This is a genomic window from Paenibacillus solisilvae, from assembly GCF_042656405.1.
Taxonomy (GTDB): Bacteria; Bacillota; Bacilli; order Paenibacillales; family Paenibacillaceae; genus Paenibacillus_Z; species Paenibacillus_Z solisilvae.
The window spans coordinates 1-19,201 of record NZ_JBHSOW010000103.1; the positions used below are offsets into that span (position 1 = coordinate 1).

Here is a 19,201-nt window from a genome sequence, read left to right on the forward strand (position 1 = left end):
GATTGAATACCGGTGCGCGCTGGCAGCATAGCTTTTTTCTAATGTCTACTTGACAGGGGTATGACCACAAGAGGTTCGGCTTTTCTGTATCCTACAGCTTCGGTTTTGGCAGCTGGATTCTAAAGGGGTAAGTTCTTCTATGCCTCAGTAACGAGTGAATAATCAAACACCTGCACTTGGTTTCTTCCGAGCATCTTCGCCTTATATTGCCGAAATAAGGGAGAAAACATTACGGAATATCTAATCGATCCGATGAACTTCGAACAACCGGGCCATCTTCGTATCCGGAAAGTGAACCTCTAACAGACCTTCTTCGGCATTCCAATTCCACTCGCAGGCATGCGATGCCCCCGGATAAGCGCAGCGGACAGCAGCCTGAAGACCCTTCAAATGTGCAAGGGGAAGCTTAATGTTTGCGGTATCTCCGGCAATACGCCATACAGCCAAATAATTGCGGTCATGATGGCGTAAGCCAAGGCTGATCCAATCATCCTGCTGCTTGGGCAGTCCGATCGGCCAATACGGATAGGCCTCACGAATGCTGCTGCGAATGGTTTTGTAGTAATCCAATGCTTCCTTAACGAGTTCCCTGCGCCTAGGATGGAGCTCTGCCAGGTGCCCGCTTTGATGCACGCGGAGCAGCAAGGCGTTTACCATGTTAAAGATAACCTCTTCATCATCACCCTCACGAAGCGGGTAAGACCACACAGCGGATTGCTCGGGGGTCAGCGCAGCCGGAGAACCCGCCGCAATAGCCGCATACTTGACGTAATTCTCCTGATCGCTTGTCGATTGAATGCTGTGGCGGCTGAGCATCGCATAGTCCATTCGCATTCCGCCGCTGGAGCAGTTCTCAATCACGAGCTGAGGGTATCGCGCAAACACCTCATCCAGCCAATTCAAATAGGCCCGGTTGTGCTGCAGCAAGCCGTCGCCATAGCTATCGGCATCGGTTTCGGTACCGATTCCTGCATTGATGTTATAGTCCATCTTGATGTAGCCAACCCCGTAATCTTCGACCAGGCGGCGAATGACTTCATTTGCATGATGAATGACTTTCGGATTCCGGTAGTCCAGCTGGTAACGGCTGCGGTCCTTGACCCGCTTCCCATGGCGCATGAAGAACCAGCTGTCATCCGTCTCTGCAAGCTTAGGGCTTTGAATGCCCATTACTTCAAGCTCCAGCCATAAGCCGGGGATCATTCCTTTATCGCGGATATAATCAAGAACAAGCTTGATGCCGCCGGGGAACCTTTCTTCCGAAGGCAGCCATTCGCCTACACCGTCCCACCACTCACCGGGAGCATACCAGCCCGCATCGATGCAGAAATATTCGCAACCGACCTCCGCCGCAGCGTCAATGAGCGGAAGCAGCTTCGCCGTAGTCGGGGAACCCCACAGACAATTCATGTAATCATTAAAAATAACACGCAGCAGCTCGTTATCTTCATTGGGCCTGCGGATGATCCGGCGATACCGGGTAAGCTGTTCGATCGCTTGCTCAAACCCGCCTTCTACGGATCCGACCGCAGCCGGAACGGATGTGAATGACTCGCCCGGCTGGAGCTTCAGCCACCAGTGATTGTCTTGCTCGGTCGGCCCGCTTATAAGCACAGTCAACAAATCCGACTGCTCCATGATCTCCCAATGCCAGGAGCCGTTGTGCTCGATTTGCCAGAATAAGCTGGTCCCTGACTCTTCATTCTCCAGCACCGCCATCGGAATATGCTCCGCTGCGGACCATGATCCCGTATTGCTGCAGGAAACCCGCTTCGATCCGCGGTCAATCAGATGCGACATCCCGAGCTCGGGCAGCTTGTACGATCTCCACTGCAGCTCGCTTTGCCAGCCATTGTGAGCGAGGAACAGCTTCATCTTGTCATCCCGGTCCTGCTTGCCTTCCTTATCCAGTCCGGTCAATGCCAGTGACGACACATACTCTACCTCGGCATCCGCCGTACCTTCATTCTTCAGCACAGCCCAGCAGCGAACGGTCTGCACCCCCTCATAGAACTGAAAGTGCTGCACGGCAAGCAGCCCTGTCTCTTCATCCCGCAGGCTAAGCTCCAGCTTGCGGCCGGCCTCATTGCGCGTATCCTGATGTCCGCCATATACCATCCGCAAGCCCGGATAGGAAGCACGGTGTGTCCGCCCGTGATATTCCGCGCGGTCCTCCCCGGTTAACTGCAGCTCCATCAAACGAAAGCCCGGTTTCTGCTTATTCTGAATATCCGCAGATACCAACGGTTTCGGGCTAAAATGAAGAAATAAGACATCCCCGCTTTCTGTAATCTCGAATGTAAGGTGAAGCCCATTTTCCACGATTTCTATTCGATTACTCATAACACGCTCACGCCTTTCTGATAAATTCATACAGGTTCTCACCCTTATTACAAAACTTAACCCAGCACTTCGAAAGTGCCGGGTTAAGAAACTGACTATAATTGAAGCTTACTGCGCAGATCCGAATTGAACCCAGGCTTTCTGAATTTCGTCGATCGCTTGATCCTTCGTTTTGCTGCCGCCGATGTAGGCCTGCATCAACTCACCGAATTTTTGGTGGAACGTATCAAGAGAATAGTTTACGGTCAGATCTCCGGATTTTTCCGTCTTCAAGATCTCTTCCATTTGCTTGGGCATATCCAGGTCAGGAAGCGGAGCATCCTTGATTGGAGGAATGACCTTCGCTACAGCCGAGAACCAGTTCTTGCCGTAATCGGACGTGTACAGCCAGTTGAAGAATGCGATTGTTTCTTTGGCTACTTTGGAATCTTTATTGATACGCAGCGCTTGGTCAGCGCCTGTAACAATTTGAGCCTGCTCCGGTTTGTCGCTGACCGGGTAGCCTGCAATACCGATTTGAATATCCGGCGTGATTTTTTTGATGGCTTCTTCGTCCCATGCGCCTTTACCGGTCATGAATGCAGCTTTGCCAAGTGCGAAGTCGCTTACCTCTGCATTGCTGTCGCGTTCAAGCGGTTTGTCCGTACCGTGCTTCACGGTCGTATCGATGAAGTTGAAGAAGTTAGTGGACAGTAAAGGGTGATCCTTAAAGGTTGTCTTGCCCGCGATGAACTGGTCAACCAGTTCCTTCGGCGTTATGCTTGCATCTGCTGCAGCTGCGTTCACGAAGTGCTGGAAGATATGCTTCCAAACCCACCACTCTTTATAGGCATTGGCGAATGGCGTGATTCCTTTTGCCTCCAGCTTCTTGATGGCGTCATCCAGCTGTGCGGTTGTTTTCGGCGCTTCTGTAATGCCGGCATCAGCAAGCAATTTCTTGTTGTAGATCAAAGACATCAAATTTCCTTTGAGCGGGAAGCCCAGCACTTTACCATCCGAAGAGGTCATGTTGACTTTAACGGCATCCGTCATGGCAGCCGCAAGCGGCTCATTGGTAAGATCAGCGCTGTACTCGGCGAAAGTATCGATATCTCCGCCTGCAGTCGTTTGGAATACATCCGGCGTACTGCCGGCAGCGATTTTCGATTTGAGCACGGTGTTATAGTCAGCCTGCATAATTTCAAGGTTAATCGTTACGTTCGGCTTTACTTTTTTGTACTCTGCAATGTATGCATTGAAAGCATCCGTGTATTCAGGAGAGGCGGTGAACATATTGATTGTAACGGGTCCGCCGGCAGCATCCCCTGCGCCGTTTCCAGCGTTATTGGCCGTATTGTCCTTACTGCCGCAAGCAGCCAGAATACTAATTATCAGTACGAGGCTCAAAGGCACTGCCAGAACTCTTTTGAACATTGTATTGCCCCCATTTCCTTTTGTTTGTTGTTCATGTTGCCTATTCTAAAGAAAAACCGGGAGGATAAGAATGTACATAAGTGAAGAGTTAAGGGTAAAAAAGTGGAGACATCCGGCCCGTTCACTTTTTGCCCCTTCCGCTGCCTGCGCGGTACTCTGAGGGCGACATAGCGTAGTAGTTGCGGAATGCCTTGCTGAAATAATTCTTGTCCTTGTAGCCAAGCATCTCGGAAATATCCTGAATTTTCAGGCTTGGATCATCGAGCAGACCCTTGGCCTTGTCCATCCTGACCTTCTGTACATATTCGTGAATGCCGAAGCTGAACTGCTGCTTGAACAGCTTCATTAAGTATTCCCTGCTCAGAAAGTATTTGTCCGCAAACATTGAAATTTTGATATCTTCAAAGTAATGATTATCGATATAAGTCTTAATGTCCTCGATAGCAAAGGGTTGATTCGCTGTTTGCGACTTTCTTATCAGGCCGCTGTAATAGTCCAATATGCCCTGAAGCAGCTGTTCGAATTGTTCCAGTGAGGCGAAGTCTGTTGAAAGACCGACCAAGCGCAGCCCTTGTTCCTCTCTCACCGGCAGCTGCTCCGATGCCACTCCAAGCTCAAGGGCCATATCACTCAGCAAAATAACAAACTCATGGATGGTCCGGTCAGCCTCGCCGATGCTAAGCCGTTCCGACGACTTCCAGTGGTTCACGTACTCGCTGAGAATACTCTTCGCGTTCTGAACGCTGCCGCTCTCAAGGGCGCTCCGCATCCTCGGAAGCCTGCTCATGAGAGACTGGTTATCCCTGAAGGCTGCAGGTTTATCCGGTATCCCCCTTACCGCAGCGCCTTTAAGCTTCAACAGGTCGATCCCGTTGACCGCTGCTTTGGCCGATTCATAAGACGATGCGATCTCCAGCGCATCTGTGCAGGAAGGTCCGACGCCTATCGTCACCAGAATGCCGAATAAATCATGCAGCGTAACGGCTACTTTATTCATTTGGCGGATGGCGCGGTTTGCGATATCTTCCGGATAACCGCCCTGGATGGTCAAGATGGATATCATCTCCCGTTCCCGCTTCGGACTTGCGAAGCTGAAAGCGCCGAAATGATCGCCGGCAATCTCATTAATGACATTGGCCAATGCAAAATGCAGTAAATCGATATCCTCATGAAACCGGCTCTTTCGAATCTCCTCCAGATTGAGCACCCTCATGGCAACAGCCGTGAAACGGTTATCCGGATCATCGGCCCCGATCAGTGCCAGAAATGCTTCATTGCTCTGGCTTTTGATGCTCCTCTCGATAAGGGAGAGATAAACCTTCTCTCTCAGCCTTGGCAGGGACATGTTCAGCGTGATATTGCGGTTAATAAACTCGCTTTCCTTCTTCCGCTTGGCATCGAGCACATCTATAGCCTTGCGCAGGGACGAATTGAGATCGGTGCGGTTAACCGGCTTGAGCAGATAGTCGACGACCTTCGAGCGGATCGCCTGCCTCGTATAATCAAAATCATTGTAGCCGCTGATCACAATCGTCAGCAGATCAGGATAATCACGCTCAATGATCTGCAGCAGCTCCATTCCGTTCATCTCCGGCATTTTCATATCGATCATCGCCAGATCCACCTTATGAGCGGCCAGCATTTCAAGTCCGATCCTGCCATCAGTCGCTTCCAGCACCTCTTCGACGCCCAGACCCTTCCAATCGCCTAATATACGGATCGCTTCACGCAATGGCTCTTCATCATCGATAATAAGTACTTTATACATGGCCTGCACCTCCTCGCGGTAGTAACATTTCCATCTCCGTCCCCGTATGATCCGTTCGTATGACCAGCTCCGCAGCTTCCCCATAGAGAAGCTTAAGCCGCGTATTCAGATTCACGAGACCGATACTCTCATCCCCGCTTTCCCGGTCTTCCCATTCATGCAGAAACGATTGCCTCACCTGCTCCAGTCTCTCCTCAGTAAAGCCAGGCCCATTGTCCCGTACAGAGATGACCGCATGGGATTCGCTTAAGCTTGCCCTAATATCAATCGTAATTGTGCTGGACACCTTCTCAAGCGCATGCTTGATCGAATTTTCCACCAGCGTCTGGATCGACAGCTTCGGAATTTCCAGCTCCATCAGCGACTCATCCCAGGCATACGCAGCCTGAAGCCGGCTGCCGAACCGCGCTTTCTGCAGGGACAGGTAGTTCTCGATATGCTTTAATTCCGCCCGCGCCTGCACGATGTCTTTGCCGCTGATGCAGTATCGTAGAGTCAACGCCAGCGCATCAACCATATCCGCAATATCATAACGTTCGTTCTTTAATGCTTTAGTCGATATCGCCTGCAGCGCATTGTATAAGAAATGGGGGTTGATTTCCGCCTCCAGCGCCTTCAGAATCGCATTTTTCTCCACCAGCTTCATTTTGTACCGTTCGTTGATCAAATCATTGGTTCTTCTGACCATTAGGTTGAAGTGGCGGGATATATAAGCGATCTCATCCCTTCCCTTTACCTCCGCCTCCGCATCAAACTTGCCTCCGCTAAAGCGGTTCATCTGATAAGAAAGCTTCTTGAGCGGCATCGTAATGGCATTGGAGAAATAAGTGACCGCGATAACGGATAAGATCAGGAATAAAAGCCCTATCGAGAAGTTAATATTCCGGGTCTTCGTGGCTGCTTTATACAGCTGTGTATAAGGGATCGGCTTTACCAGCTTCCACCCCTCCTGCTCCGCTGTGTCGGATACGACCAGATACTTCTGCCCTTGCTCCGACCAGGTTAAGGTTAACGGGCCAGGCCCGTCTTTATTTAGCTTGTCCATTAATCCAGCCGCCTGCGCCTGCTTGTAGAAGGTCAGGTCATCGGCATAAAAAGGTTCATTATCCGGGCTTAGAAACAACAGATGCTGCCCGCCGTCGAATGGAATGTCCTTGATGATTTCATCTCTGACCGAGGGAGCAAAGTAAAAGGACAGGACAGCCTGAGGCTGCCTGGTCACAATCGAGCGCAGCACCCGGTGATAAGCCATGAAGCTCTTGTCCGTTTTTACCGGATAACCGGGATCTGATCCAGGCAGGAGAAAGGATTGGTACGAACGATTCGATGGGCTTGCCATCGCTTTCTTATACCAGGGTAAGGCGGGAATTGCGGGCTCATTGCCGATCCGGACGTTGATATTATAATTCTCCTTGGTCAGGGCGTAGTACTTGCGCTCCTTTACCACGTACAGGTAGATGGCATTGAGATCATTGCGCGAATAATAAAGCTCACGCAGGTAATTCTCCAGATACATCTTGGATGCGTAATCCTCAGATTCATGCAGGATGGCATAAGTAATTTCGTCATACCGGATTTGCGGCAGCGACAGCTTCTCCATCCCTTTCAAATAATCCTCCAAATTCTGATTCACGAGCAGCAGGTTGTTCGACGTGCTAGCAATACTGTTCCTGACCGATTCCTTCTGAAGAATCTGATACGAGATGAAGGTTAGTGAGGCGACGACGAGGATAATAATCGAGGTAAACAGCAAAATTAGCTTGTTGACCAGTCTTCTTGACACACGCTCTAGTACCGCAGACAACCCTTTTCTCATGTTATGCAGGATGGCGTTCAGCTTCCCTTCCGCTCCATATTCCGTTCACCTTTTTACCCCTAACTGTTTTGTTAAATCCATTTTGGCGTCAGCAGGGCTGTTTTATAATACACATTATAGCTAAAACGGATTTGTTGTATAGGTGGGTATTATTCAACCAACTTACAGACTGAGACGAAATGAGGGTCTTCAATGTTTAAATCATTCGGAAGAAAATGGAGCGAGAAAATTGAGTTTGGCATTTTCACCCTGCCAGTATTAATTTGTATCGCCGTAGCGTTCTATATCCCGTTCGCGATGACGATCCGCTATTCCATGACCAAATGGAACGGCATTTCCAAGCACCCGAAATTTGTCGGGCTTGATAATTTCAAACAAATTTTTATGGGCGATGCGAACTTCACCAGCTCCGCGTGGTTTACCGTTAAATACGCGATTTTGTACATTGTCCTGGTGAATGTGCTGGCCATCCTGCTGGCCATCGTACTCGATATGAAGCTGAAGACATCCTCCTGGCTGCGGGCGGCTTTCTTCGTCCCTTATATTCTCAGCCTCGTCATTGTCGGATTTATTTGGAAATTCATCTTCATGCAGGGCTTCGAATCGCTTGGCGCCAGCACAGGCTGGGGTATATTTAGTCTCAGCTGGCTCGGAGAGTCGAAGCTGGCTTTTATTTCCATCCTGCTTGTTTCGATTTGGCAGTCCATCGGTTTCTATCTGGTGATCTATATCGCCGGCTTGCAGTCGATACCGGATGATTTGAAGGAAGCCGCCACCGTTGACGGCGCCGGCGCAGTACGCCGTTTCTTCAGCATCACGCTTCCGCTGCTTGCGCCATCGATTACGATTTCGGTATTTATGGCATTAACGAACTCCATTAAAGTATTCGACGTGATCTTGTCGCTTACCGGCGGCGGTCCGGGCGGCACAACGTACAGTATCGCTTACGACATCTATAGAGACACCTTCCAGAACAACCTGTACGGCTATGGAACGGCAAAAGCGCTCATTTTGTTCGTCGCGGTTCTAGTCGTTACACTCGTGCAGCTCACGATCTTCAAACGCAGGGAGGTTGAAGCCTAATGAAAAAGGATCGCCAATTCCATGCTGGACGAGTCGCTCTTGAGATCATTATGGTGCTCCTCTCACTCGTCTTCCTGTACCCGTTGTTCCTGGCTATTATTAACTCGCTGAAGAGCTTCGGGGAAGTCATGACTGATGTTGTCGCACTGCCGAAACATCTCGTATTCACAAACTATTCGTACGTCTGGTCGTTCATCAACTATCCGAAGCTGTTTCTTAACAACTTCATCATTACAACAGTGGGACTGGCGGGGATCGTTCTCGTGTCCTCTATCGCAGCCTATAAGCTGGCCAGAACAAAAACAAAGTGGAGCGGACTTATCTATTTGCTCGTTATTATGCCGATGCTTATTCCGTTCCAATCCATTATGTTAACGGTTCTCCAGCTGGCCAAAGATCTGAATTTGTCTGAAAGCACATGGGGACTCGGCATTCTCTACTGGGGCTTCGGCGCTCCGCTGGCCGTATTCATCTATCACGGCTTCGTGAAGGGCATTCCGAAGGAAATTGACGAAAGCGCAACGATTGACGGGGCTTCGGGCTTCAGACTGTTCTTCCTGGTTATATTCCCGCTGCTCAAATCCGTTACGACGACAATCGTCATCATTGATGTGATGTGGATTTGGAACGACTTCCTGCTGCCGCTGCTCATGGTTAACGGTTCGCCCGACACCAAGACATTGACGCTCGCAGCCTACACCTTTGTCGGTCAATACACATCAGACTGGCAGTATGCAATGACCGCCATGGTTATGGCTGTGCTTCCATCCATCGTAGTCTTCATCTTCTTGCAGAAATACATCGTTAAAGGGGTCGTAGCCGGTGCCGTAAAAGGTTAAGAGCGTTTAAGCTTGATGGCATAACATATGAAGGAGCCGGTCACCAGGGTGGTGACCGGCTCCTTCGATTACTACCGAAGTTTATTTCAGCTTACTTTCTTCCGTAATCCGCTTTAATTTCGCCCCATTGCTTCGTTTGCCACTTCACCACTTTGTTGCTGTATGTATTCGTCTGGAGCCACTTTACCGCGCGGTCTACGAGCTCCCAGATTTCAGCCGTTGATTCATCTCTTACGAGGGTGGAGGATACGGCTTTCTGCTTGACCCACTTGAGCGCATTGACAGAATCGCTGTACACGGTCTTATTGCTGCCCTGCTTCTTCAAGTAAGCGAGGCCGTGCACAATGGCCAGAAACTCGCCCAGGTTATTCGTGCCTTTGCGAATCGGTCCGACAGCGAAGATCACTTCCCCCGTCTGGGTGTCCACGCCCTTGTATTCCACCGGTCCCGGATTGCCGCTCGTGCCCACGTCAACGGAGATGCTGTTGTAATCGATCTCTTCGCCTGCCCCAGCTCCCTCCGCCTTGGCGGATTTCTGCGTTGATTTGCTGCCGCCGCCCTGTCCCCAATGCTTCTTCCAGCCTGCACGATACGCTTCCTCTGCTGCTGCCTTTGTTTCAAAGGATTTATACTTGGCATCGTCAAATTGATTGATTTGCTTCTGGCAATCCGGCCAGGCCGCGTAAACGCCGGGCTTTCTTCCTGCCCATACCACGTAAAATTTTTGATTTGCCATCTATGCAGCACCAGCCTATTCCTGAAATTAAGTAAACCTCTGGATCTTCCGATTCCGCTATTATAGCATGAAATTGCAGGACAAGCGTTGGTCTCCCAAAGCAATACAACAGCCTCAAAAGCCGTCCTCAGCACGGCTTCGTTCCGGGTGAGGACGGCTTTTTGGATAGCCAACTAAGATGTGCAAGCGTTCGCTAATGCCTCGCAGAAGAAATACGATTCGAATTGTAGACATCCGAATACTTTTTCTTCGTCTTCTCCCAAACATCCGCATATTCCGGATTTCTCTTGAACTGGGCGAGCGCGTACGAGCAGGAAGGGATGATTCTCCGCCCCTTCTCCCTGGCTTCTTCAACGACGTAATCAAGCAGCTGTTTGCCCAGATTGCGTCCCCGGTACCTGGGATCTAAGAACGTGTGGTCGATCACCCAGGTATCGACATCAACAAGCTTATACGTAATCTCACCTACCGTACCGCCTACGCCGATGAGTATATAGCTGTTTCCCTGCTTCTCCGCCACAAGCTCTTCTTGTATTTCCGTTTCTTTGGCCTCACTCATGGTTCCTGCACCTCCTGAAGGTTACTTTGAAAGCCTAACCCTCATTACCCCAAGCGGGAGATTTTGATGCAGGATTGCTAAGGGCCTAATTCCTCTTTCTTAATATGGTCGGTCTTCAGCTCTGCGCGCCGGAGGGCAATCTTGACCTTCACGGTGACGGGCGCTTTCGCGAACAGCTCATTCCAGTCAGCGGCAACAGGCTTGAATTGTTTAAAATGCCACCGGTACAGCTGCTCGCCGAAGCCGAATATGTCAACGCCGAATTTGTGCTGGACATTCTGAATAACCGCAGTCATCTGCTGCTTCACATAGCTCTCTGTTAACTCTTCCAGATGCTGATACCCGGATACTTCGGTCAAATGCTCCGCCATGTCAACACCGCCAATGATACCTTCTCCATTAATGGATAACTTGATACGAGGCGTACCTTTAATCATGGAAACCTGCATATGGGCGCGGGTACGGAGCAGCCGAATGGCAGCATACTTTTCTTTATCCTCAAGCGGTACGGATACGGTCGTGGCCTTCAACTGGTTGCTTGCCATCATTACCATGCGGCTTTCATCGGTATTAAGAAATCCAAGCAGCACATCTCCCCGAAAGACAGCTGTTCCTGATATTTCAACGAGAGACTTGGGAGTAACGGTTTGTATACTCTTCGTATCCATTCCCTTATCCGCTTTACCCTTTATCGTAACCGCTCCCATGATAAGCTCTCTCCCTTCAGCGAGAAGGCCTTGGTTGAAATCGAATAACCGGCTGGCGGGTACCCCTCCCCAAGCATCGCGGTAGCTTTCAATCTGTGACTGGATTTTGAGCGAAGAATAAGAGCCCCTGGGGAAAAGGATCTTCATGACACCCGAAGCATGAGCGGCTTGGCAAATCAAAATCAAGACATCCTCTCTCACATACCTCGAGCGCTGAATCGAATCCATATACTGCGAGATTCCTAACCTGGCCAGCCGCTCGTCAAACACAATAATCCGGGCATGAGAGATGACAAGCTGCCGATCCAGTTTTTCGTTCAACCGAAACAGGATCTCAGCAAGCGTGTTCCCTTCCATCGCCTGCACAATGGAAGGCGCAACTCCCTTTCCCGGCTGATGCGCCTGCGCTTCGCTCGCATTCATGATTTCCACCGTCGCCTTTAGCTTTCCCTTATGTCCTGGCTCAATAGCAATACCAGTAATAAGGGAAGCTTTATTCAGCTCCATGAGATCCCAGCACCCTGCCAATGTAACACTTGTCACAGCTACGCTAATTGCAAGAAGAAACCTTACCCATCTACTCATGGCGCTCCTCCTCTTTCACAGGGCTGGATGAATCGGCAGACGAAGCAAGGATCGGGAAACGCAGCAGCGCATCCTTCTGTCCAGCCTTGCGAAATGGAGAGAATGGGGATAGATAAGGCACGCCGAAGGATTCCAGCCTCGCCAAATGAATCAAGAGGAAGACGGTACCTATGATAACGCCGAACAAGCCTAGGATGGAAGCCAGAATAATGAATCCGAAACGCATCAGCCGGACATTAGCCCCAAACGTATACACAGGAGCAACGAAGCCCGATATGGCCGTCAGCGAGACTACAATGACATTAATATTCGATATAATGCCGGCTTGAACAGCTGCTTCCCCTAGTACCAAAGCACCCACAATGGATATCGCCTGCCCCACTACCCGGGGCATCCGGGTCCCCGCTTCCCGCAAAATATCGAAGGTGATCTCCATCGCCAGAATTTCGATAACTGCCGGAAAAGGCACCCCCTCCCTCTGCGCTGCTATGCTGGTCAGCAAGGCGGTTGGAATCAATTCCTGCTGGTAGCTGGTTACCGCTACATAAAGTGATGGAATGTATAAGGAGAACAGAAAAGCAAGATACCTCAGCATTCGTGTAAAGGTACCGAAGGCGAACCACTGGTAGTAATCTTCCGGGGATTTGAAGAAATCATTCATAACCGCCGGAACTGCCAGCACAAACGGACTTCCGTTCACGATGACGGCTATTCTTCTCTCCAGAAGGAGGGCGCAGATGGCGTCAGGCCGCTCGCTATTATAACTTAGGGGAAATAACGAGAACGGGGAAGAACTGATCATCTCTTCCAAGCTGCCCGAATCGAACAGGCTCTTCACCTTATTGGAGGATAGACAGCGCTTCACCTTTCGAAGCACCTTATCATCCACTTGGCCCTCAATATAGGCCGCATACACATCGGTACCCGATTGTGCGCCTAAGGTATATTTGTCGAACCGAAGATGCTCATTAGCCAGCCGACGGCGGATTAAACTCATGTTCGTTTGAGCAGACTCCGTGAATCCTTCTTTAGGCCCCCGAACCACAGTCTGTGTGGTCGGTTCATCAACCGATCTTGAAATCAGTTCCATGACGTCCAGTATAAGCATGGATGTGACGCCATGGATCCATAACCCTGCTTTTCCGGCCGTTAAATGTTTGGGAAGCGCTTGGATATCGGACAGAAATTCACCCGATAGGCCTCCATAACACTTTTCCTTCAAATATTGAAGCCGGTTGACGCCATCTTGTTCCCCTTCGCCTTGGCGCAGCAAAGAAAGCGGTTTGATGACATTCTCCATCATGAACGTGACGCTCGTCATCGTCTTGAGGTAACACAGCAGACCTTCCTCGGCGCCAATTAGGACAGTGACCAATGCAAGATCCTCAGTGCCGCCAAAAGCATCATGCAGATGAGACTTAACCTGCTCCATCGATTGAATTGGAATCGGCACCGCTGTCTGTTTGTTTGATATCGTCATGCTTGTCCCCCCTTTTTCCTCTACGAATCCAAATGATAATCCCTGTAAGCAGCGGAAGAAGGAGTTGGAAGGGAATATGCAGGATATACATGACATAATGAAGCCCTTCCTGTCCATGCTCGGCAAAATTATGCGTGATCATAATGGACATCGCCCCTATGATCAGAGCCAGGGGGAAAATGTAGCTATGACTGCTCGACCGGAATACAGATGAAACACCCTTCGCACCTGCGTATAGAAACACGGCGCATTTCAGCAATACTCCAAAAATAATAATTATCGCTACAAGCGCGTCCATACGGGTAATGATATCCGCGATATCAATCAGCCTTGCAGCATCCAGCAGCGGAAATGCGGAGTATTCCCCGTACTGCATACCGAGCGTACAGATCTGAAGAAGATCAGAGAGGGTAAGAACAGCACATGCGGTCACCAGTGCAGCTATGCCCGCTTTGCGAAACTGAGCACGGCCGCCCATGCTGGAATAAAACACGAGGAAAACAATTATTTCTCCATAGGGAAACCAAAGCGAGCTTGTGAAGCTGGCTTTAATAATAGGAGCAGCACCCTGAGATAGAATCGGCAGCACACGTTCCATATCAATGGACCCGCTCATTGCGAGGAATAGCCCCAGCGTACAAAAGAACAGTATCACTAAGCCTACGATTACCTCCGACAACCGGCCTAAGACCTTAATCCCTCCTGTCCCGGCATAAGCGACAAGACAGACAAACAGCACGACAAGAATATGGGGAGGGGTGCTTCGCAGCAGTGTAGTCATGACCAGCTCTATCATATCTCTTACATTACGTGCAGCAATATAAAGGAAGTAAATGGCGTAACCGAGCACGAACAGCTTGCCAAGGTAACGTCCCCAAGCATTCACCAGCAGGGAATACAGTCCGGTATGGGTAGAATCCGCCGAAAACAATAAGGTATACATCAAGAACATCAGAATAGCAGGCACCACGGCGATGATCTCAACCAGCCAGACATCCGGAGCAAGGCGCGGTGTGCCGATGATAATCGCCGTCCCCAGCAGCAGCGCAAGTATGAGGGTAAACGACTGAATTGCCGAGAATTTAGCTTCCATGGTTTCTCCGATTGCGGTGACGCCGTATAATCCGATATCGCCGAATGATAGGGATTGCGAAGGCAGCTGCGAGTATTAAATAGGTTTGCCAGCTATTATAGCCGAATCCCTGCTTGGAGAAGGCCTGCTGCAATGTTTCATGGAAGACGTACATATCCAGTACAGCCAAGAGTAAGGAGCTGAGCAGGACAACCGTCAACAAGCCAATAATCGTCATGTCAGCATCTCTCCCTTCTACATCCCTATGCGTTCCCTATTTTTCTCCATTCCGGCTAGGATTATGTAAAGCTGCGGCAAGTTCCCATGCCATAACGGCAAAAAATAAAGGATAGAGCGATCAGATACCATCTGATTCTCTATCCTTTTCCTTATGATGTGCAGGCAGCTTATTCTTAGGATGGCTGCTCTAGACGAATCGTAAACGCCGCCTGATCGGATGACTGCTCCGCATCCGCAGGAATGAAGTTCCAATACAGCGGCACCATAACCCTTAGACGTTCATATTCGGGAGGATTAAGCTGAAGGCCTTCTATCCGTTGCCCCGTAAAGCGGTAATCTCTCTCCTCGAGCTTGAGGAATTTGATCGCTAATAAACTCTTCAAGCCGCCGATCGTAATGAACGGGAAACTGTAGCCGTGAAGCACGGCCGCCTCTATTGCCGCCCGGTTCTCCTTGGCATAGGTCAGCAGACGCTCCCATTTCACCTCGGGATTGACACGCTCTGCAAGCTCATCTTCGCTTCCTGTCTGAAGAAGCTCCAAGATCTCGGAAGGCGCAAGCCCGTGAGCGAGCAGCCTCTCAAGCTGAAGCGCGTAAAGCTGAGGCAGCTTCACCTGGCTTCCAGCCTCTTCTTCGTTATGGCTGTTCATGCATTTCCCCCTCCATAACCATGTTTCACTGGTACCCTCATCATACGAGATGGCACGCGACGCTGTGATCGCTCCCCACCTTCCGGAATGCCGGTACTTCTTCGCGGCAGCACGCAACGGCAAACGGACAGCGCGTATGAAATTTGCAGCCGGAAGGCGGATTCGCCGGATTCGGCAGTTCCCCGCTCAGTACAATCCGCTCGCGCTTCAGCTTCGGAATCGGGATAGGCACAGCCGACAGCAAAGGGTGCAGCGGATTGCGGAACAGCTCGTCACGCGAGGCTGTCTCCATCATCGAACCTAGATACATCACGCCGATATGCGAGCATAAATGCTCGACAACGCTAAGATCATGGGAGATGAACAGATACGTAAGTCCCCGTGTATCCTGCATCTTGCGGAATAAGTTAATGATCTGCGCTTGAATGGATACATCCAAAGCAGACACAGGCTCGTCCGCGATAATGAGATCCGGATTCAAGACGAGCGCCCGGGCTATACCGACACGCTGCCGCTGACCGCCCGAGAATTCATGAGGGAACCGGTCGATATGATACGATGACAGCCCGCATGCAGCAAGAACCTCTAGTACGCGTTCACGAATCTCACCATGCGGTACGAGCCCATGATCGAGCAGCGCTTCACCGATCGCATCGCCAATTCGCACCCGCGGGTTCAATGAGCTGTACGGATCTTGGAAGATGAGCTGCATCTTCGGGCGCAGACTGCGCAGCTCCTGCGGTGATAATCCATGAAGATTAACGCCCTTAAACTTCACCTCGCCATCCGTCTTATCCGTCAGCCGCAGAATCGTACGGCCTACCGTACTCTTCCCGCTTCCCGATTCGCCGACAAGACCGAAGGTTTCACCTTGCTTAATCGAAAAGCTAATGTCATCAACAGCTTTCACATGACCGACCGTACGGCTGAGCAGACCTGATTTAATCGGAAAATATTTCTTAAGGTGATTAACCTCCAGCAGCGGCTGTGCCCGCTCAGACATGAGCAATCGCCTCCTCATACAGCCAGCATGCGGTCTTCTGCCGGCTGCCGGCCTTCTTCAATGCAGGCTCCGCCGTCCTGCAGATATCCATGCAGTGAGCGCACCGTTCATGGAAGTAGCAGGATGGCTTCAATTCAAGCGGACTTGGCACCTGCCCCGGGATCGAATACAGCTCTTCCTGGCGCTGATTAATAATCGGCTTGGATTTCAGCAAGCCCTGCGTGTAAGGATGCTTCGGATTCTCGAACAGCGCCACAACCTCGCCTTCCTCCACAACCTTGCCCGCATACATAACAATCACATAGTCCGCCATCTCCGCAACGACACCGAGGTCATGCGTGATCAGCAGAATAGACATGTCCGATTCTTCTTTAAACCTGCGCAGCATGTCCAGAATTTGCGCTTGTATCGTGACGTCCAGCGCTGTAGTCGGCTCATCCGCGATAAGCAGCTTCGGGCTGCACGAGATTGCAATGGCGATCATGATGCGCTGCAGCATGCCGCCGCTGAGCTCATGCGGATACGAATCCGCGATTTGCTCCGCACGGGAGATACCCACTTCACTGATAAGCTCAATGGCCCGCTTGCGCGCTGCTTTCCTGCCCAGCTTCTGATGCTCCATAAGCGGCTCCATGATTTGCTCGCCGATCCGCAGCACCGGATTAAGCGAAGTCATCGGCTCTTGGAAGATCATCGCAATCTCATTGCCGCGAAGGGTGCGAAGCTCGCTTCGGCTCAGCTTCAGGAGATCTTCCCCGCCAAACTTGATGCTTCCGCCGGCAACTTGGCCCGCAGGCTCTTCGACCAGCCCCATGACGGACATCGCCGTAATGCTTTTGCCGCTGCCGGATTCTCCAACGATACAGACAATCTCACCCCTGCGGACCTGTATACTAACATCATCAACCGCACGAACGACGCCTTCTTCGGTTGTGAAATGCGTTCTTAAATGCTCGATATCAAGGATATGATTCATGCTTGCATACACCTACCTTTTCTGCTTAGGATCGAGGACATCCCTTAACCCGTCGCCGAAAATATTAATGGCAATAACGGTCGCGAATATGGAGAAGCCAGGCGGAATCCACAGCCATGGCCGTTCTTGGAAGTCGATCATATTATTAGCGGCATCAATCATATTGCCCCATGTCGGTGTCGGCGGCATAACGCCGAGTCCGAAGAAGCTAAGCACCGATTCACTCAGGATCGCCCCGCCAATATTCAGCGTTGCAATGACGATTAGAAGTGGCACTAAATTCGGCAGCAAGTGGTTGAACAGCTTTCTGCGGTCGCGCAGCCCCAGAACAACAGCCGCCTGCATGAACTCCCGCTCACGCAGACTAAGCATCTGGCCCCGTACCATCCGGGCAAGTCCCGGCCATCCGACAATACTCAGCATCAGCATGACGATGTACATGCGGTAATCCGTAGGCACCTTCCACTCGGAGAGCAAAGCCCCGAATATGAACAGCAGCGGAAGACTCGGAATGGTCAGCAGAAGATCGGCAAGACGCATAATGATTTGGTCCACGATTCCCCGGTAATAGCCGGCGATGATACCGAGCAGCGATCCGATGAAGACCGACAGCACCATCGATGCCAGACCTACCGTAAGCGAAATGCGTCCCGCTTGAAGCACGCGCGTCAGCACATCGCGTCCAAGCTTGTCGGTGCCCAGCCAATGCTTCAGGCTCGGCGCCTTATTCATAAGCGCCATATGAATCTTGTTATCGGTGTACGGGGAGAACAGCGGCCCGATGAAGCAGGCCGCGAACATGAACACCACAACTGCGAATCCGCCGACAGCCAGCTTGTTCTTAAGCAGCCGCCGCAGCGACTGCCTCCAAAGCGAGGTGTGAGCCGCAGTTTTCTTAGCAGGGAAAACCTTCGTCTTCGCCGCTTCTCCGTTAATCGTTGACATTCACTTGACCTCCTACAGCCTGACCCGCGGGTCGGCGACATGGTACAGAATGTCCGATACCAGCGTGCCGATGACGGTCAGAATCGCAATAAACAAGGTGAATCCCATCAGCAGCGGGTAATCCCGCAGGGTGAAGGATTGCATATAGAGCTGGCCGATACCCGGCCAGTTGAATATTTTCTCAATAATCAGCGAGCCGCCGAACAAGGCGGGAAGCTCGAAGCCGATTAACGTAATCGCAGGCAGCAGCGCGTTGCGCAGCGCATGCGTGAACAGCACCTTGCGTTCCTTCAGTCCCTTGGCCCGCGCCGTACGGATGTAATCTTGTTTAAGGACATCAATCATATTGCTGCGGAAATAACGGGTTAGCGAGCCCAGCCCAAGCAGAGTCATCACGATGACCGGCAGGAACATATGGTGAATGACTTCCTTCATGTAAGCGAGTCCTGTGGCGCTGCTTCCGGTTGTCAGCATGCCGCCTGGGGGCAGCCACTTCCAATCGACAGCCAGCATTTTGATCAGCAGGAGCCCAATGAAGAACGACGGGATCGACATCGCAGCGAAGAGAGCGATCATCACGATCGTATCGAACCACGAATATTGCTTGTAAGCAGCGATAACACCAATAATCACGGCCAGCAGCCAAGTAAGGAAAGTTGAAACAACCGCCAGCAGGAAGGAGTTCCAGATATATTGGTTAAACAGCGTCAGAACCGGCTTCTGCTGCGCCAAAGAGTAGCCAAAGTCACCGTGAAAGGCATTTTTCATCCAAACGGCGTACCGTTCAATAACCGGTTTATTGAGCCCATAGATTTCACGGAGCTCCGCTTTGCGTTCCGCAGTCAGCTTGATGTTGCCCGTAATAAAGTCGCCCGGCGTTAAGGCGTATAGACAAAAGATTAAAAATGAGGCCGCAAACAAAATGATAACCATATACATGATTCGCTTCGTAATATACGCGCTCATAGCCGACTCCTTAACCTGCC

17 protein-coding genes are annotated in these 19,201 nt (G+C 50.9%); 2 read left to right on the top strand and 15 right to left on the bottom strand.

Annotated elements, in window-relative coordinates; all coding sequences use genetic code 11:
• Nucleotides 1-240: 240 nt before the first annotated feature.
• The 4 genes from ACFPYJ_RS26820 to ACFPYJ_RS26835 form a co-directional block, all read right to left on the bottom strand.
• Nucleotides 241-2,343 (bottom strand): glycoside hydrolase family 36 protein, encoded by a 2,103-nt coding sequence (locus tag ACFPYJ_RS26820; protein WP_379191314.1) that lies wholly within the window; start codon nucleotides 2,341-2,343, stop codon nucleotides 241-243.
• Nucleotides 2,344-2,451: 108 nt separating this feature from the next.
• Nucleotides 2,452-3,756 (bottom strand): ABC transporter substrate-binding protein, encoded by a 1,305-nt coding sequence (locus ACFPYJ_RS26825; RefSeq protein ID WP_379191315.1) that lies wholly within the window; start codon nucleotides 3,754-3,756, stop codon nucleotides 2,452-2,454.
• 121 nt (nucleotides 3,757-3,877) lie between these two features.
• On the bottom strand, nucleotides 3,878-5,524 hold the full coding sequence (locus tag ACFPYJ_RS26830; protein WP_379191317.1) for a response regulator: 1,647 nt from the start codon (nucleotides 5,522-5,524) through the stop codon (nucleotides 3,878-3,880).
• Nucleotides 5,517-7,340: a sensor histidine kinase gene (locus ACFPYJ_RS26835; RefSeq protein ID WP_379191318.1), complete on the bottom strand. Its 1,824-nt coding sequence runs from the start codon at nucleotides 7,338-7,340 to the stop codon at nucleotides 5,517-5,519. The genes ACFPYJ_RS26830 and ACFPYJ_RS26835 overlap by 8 nt, the downstream gene beginning before the upstream one ends.
• A gap of 192 nt (nucleotides 7,341-7,532) precedes the next feature.
• On the opposite strand from ACFPYJ_RS26835, the gene ACFPYJ_RS26840 reads away from it, so the two are divergent.
• Entirely contained in the window at nucleotides 7,533-8,423 is an 891-nt protein-coding gene (locus ACFPYJ_RS26840) for a carbohydrate ABC transporter permease (protein ID WP_379191319.1), read from the top strand.
• Complete coding sequence (locus tag ACFPYJ_RS26845) at nucleotides 8,423-9,262, top strand: carbohydrate ABC transporter permease (protein ID WP_379191320.1); 840 nt, start codon at nucleotides 8,423-8,425, stop codon at nucleotides 9,260-9,262. Before ACFPYJ_RS26840 ends, ACFPYJ_RS26845 begins: the two co-directional genes overlap by 1 nt.
• 91 nt (nucleotides 9,263-9,353) lie before the next feature.
• Here ACFPYJ_RS26845 and rnhA read toward each other — a convergent pair whose 3' ends face one another.
• The 11 genes from rnhA to ACFPYJ_RS26900 all read right to left on the bottom strand — a co-directional run bounded on the left by rnhA (nucleotide 9,354) and on the right by ACFPYJ_RS26900 (nucleotide 19,181).
• Nucleotides 9,354-9,998 carry a ribonuclease H gene (rnhA, locus tag ACFPYJ_RS26850; protein ID WP_379191321.1) on the bottom strand — a complete coding sequence of 215 codons (645 nt, stop codon included), beginning with the start codon at nucleotides 9,996-9,998 and terminating at the stop codon, nucleotides 9,354-9,356.
• Between the two features lie 193 nt (nucleotides 9,999-10,191).
• Nucleotides 10,192-10,557: a GNAT family N-acetyltransferase gene (locus tag ACFPYJ_RS26855; protein ID WP_379191322.1), complete on the bottom strand. Its 366-nt coding sequence runs from the start codon at nucleotides 10,555-10,557 to the stop codon at nucleotides 10,192-10,194.
• A 77-nt stretch (nucleotides 10,558-10,634) separates the two neighbouring features.
• On the bottom strand, nucleotides 10,635-11,849 hold the full coding sequence (locus ACFPYJ_RS26860) for a Ger(x)C family spore germination protein (protein ID WP_379191323.1): 1,215 nt from the start codon (nucleotides 11,847-11,849) through the stop codon (nucleotides 10,635-10,637).
• On the bottom strand, nucleotides 11,842-13,329 hold the full coding sequence (locus tag ACFPYJ_RS26865; protein WP_379191324.1) for a spore germination protein: 1,488 nt from the start codon (nucleotides 13,327-13,329) through the stop codon (nucleotides 11,842-11,844). The genes ACFPYJ_RS26860 and ACFPYJ_RS26865 overlap by 8 nt, the downstream gene beginning before the upstream one ends.
• Nucleotides 13,268-14,422 (bottom strand): GerAB/ArcD/ProY family transporter, encoded by a 1,155-nt coding sequence (locus ACFPYJ_RS26870; RefSeq protein ID WP_379191325.1) that lies wholly within the window; start codon nucleotides 14,420-14,422, stop codon nucleotides 13,268-13,270. Before ACFPYJ_RS26870 ends, ACFPYJ_RS26865 begins: the two co-directional genes overlap by 62 nt.
• Nucleotides 14,412-14,639 (bottom strand): hypothetical protein, encoded by a 228-nt coding sequence (locus ACFPYJ_RS26875; RefSeq protein ID WP_379191326.1) that lies wholly within the window; start codon nucleotides 14,637-14,639, stop codon nucleotides 14,412-14,414. The genes ACFPYJ_RS26870 and ACFPYJ_RS26875 overlap by 11 nt, the downstream gene beginning before the upstream one ends.
• 175 nt (nucleotides 14,640-14,814) lie before the next feature.
• Nucleotides 14,815-15,291, bottom strand: coding sequence for a hypothetical protein (locus ACFPYJ_RS26880; RefSeq protein WP_379191327.1), 477 nt, complete (start codon nucleotides 15,289-15,291; stop codon nucleotides 14,815-14,817).
• A gap of 40 nt (nucleotides 15,292-15,331) precedes the next feature.
• On the bottom strand, nucleotides 15,332-16,294 hold the full coding sequence (locus tag ACFPYJ_RS26885; protein WP_379191328.1) for an ABC transporter ATP-binding protein: 963 nt from the start codon (nucleotides 16,292-16,294) through the stop codon (nucleotides 15,332-15,334).
• Complete coding sequence (locus tag ACFPYJ_RS26890) at nucleotides 16,287-17,270, bottom strand: ABC transporter ATP-binding protein (protein ID WP_379191329.1); 984 nt, start codon at nucleotides 17,268-17,270, stop codon at nucleotides 16,287-16,289. Before ACFPYJ_RS26890 ends, ACFPYJ_RS26885 begins: the two co-directional genes overlap by 8 nt.
• A gap of 12 nt (nucleotides 17,271-17,282) precedes the next feature.
• Nucleotides 17,283-18,215 (bottom strand): oligopeptide ABC transporter permease, encoded by a 933-nt coding sequence (gene opp4C, locus ACFPYJ_RS26895; RefSeq protein ID WP_379191330.1) that lies wholly within the window; start codon nucleotides 18,213-18,215, stop codon nucleotides 17,283-17,285.
• Nucleotides 18,216-18,227: 12 nt separating this feature from the next.
• Entirely contained in the window at nucleotides 18,228-19,181 is a 954-nt protein-coding gene (locus ACFPYJ_RS26900) for an ABC transporter permease (protein ID WP_379191331.1), read from the bottom strand.
• Between the last annotated feature and the right edge of the window lie 20 nt (nucleotides 19,182-19,201).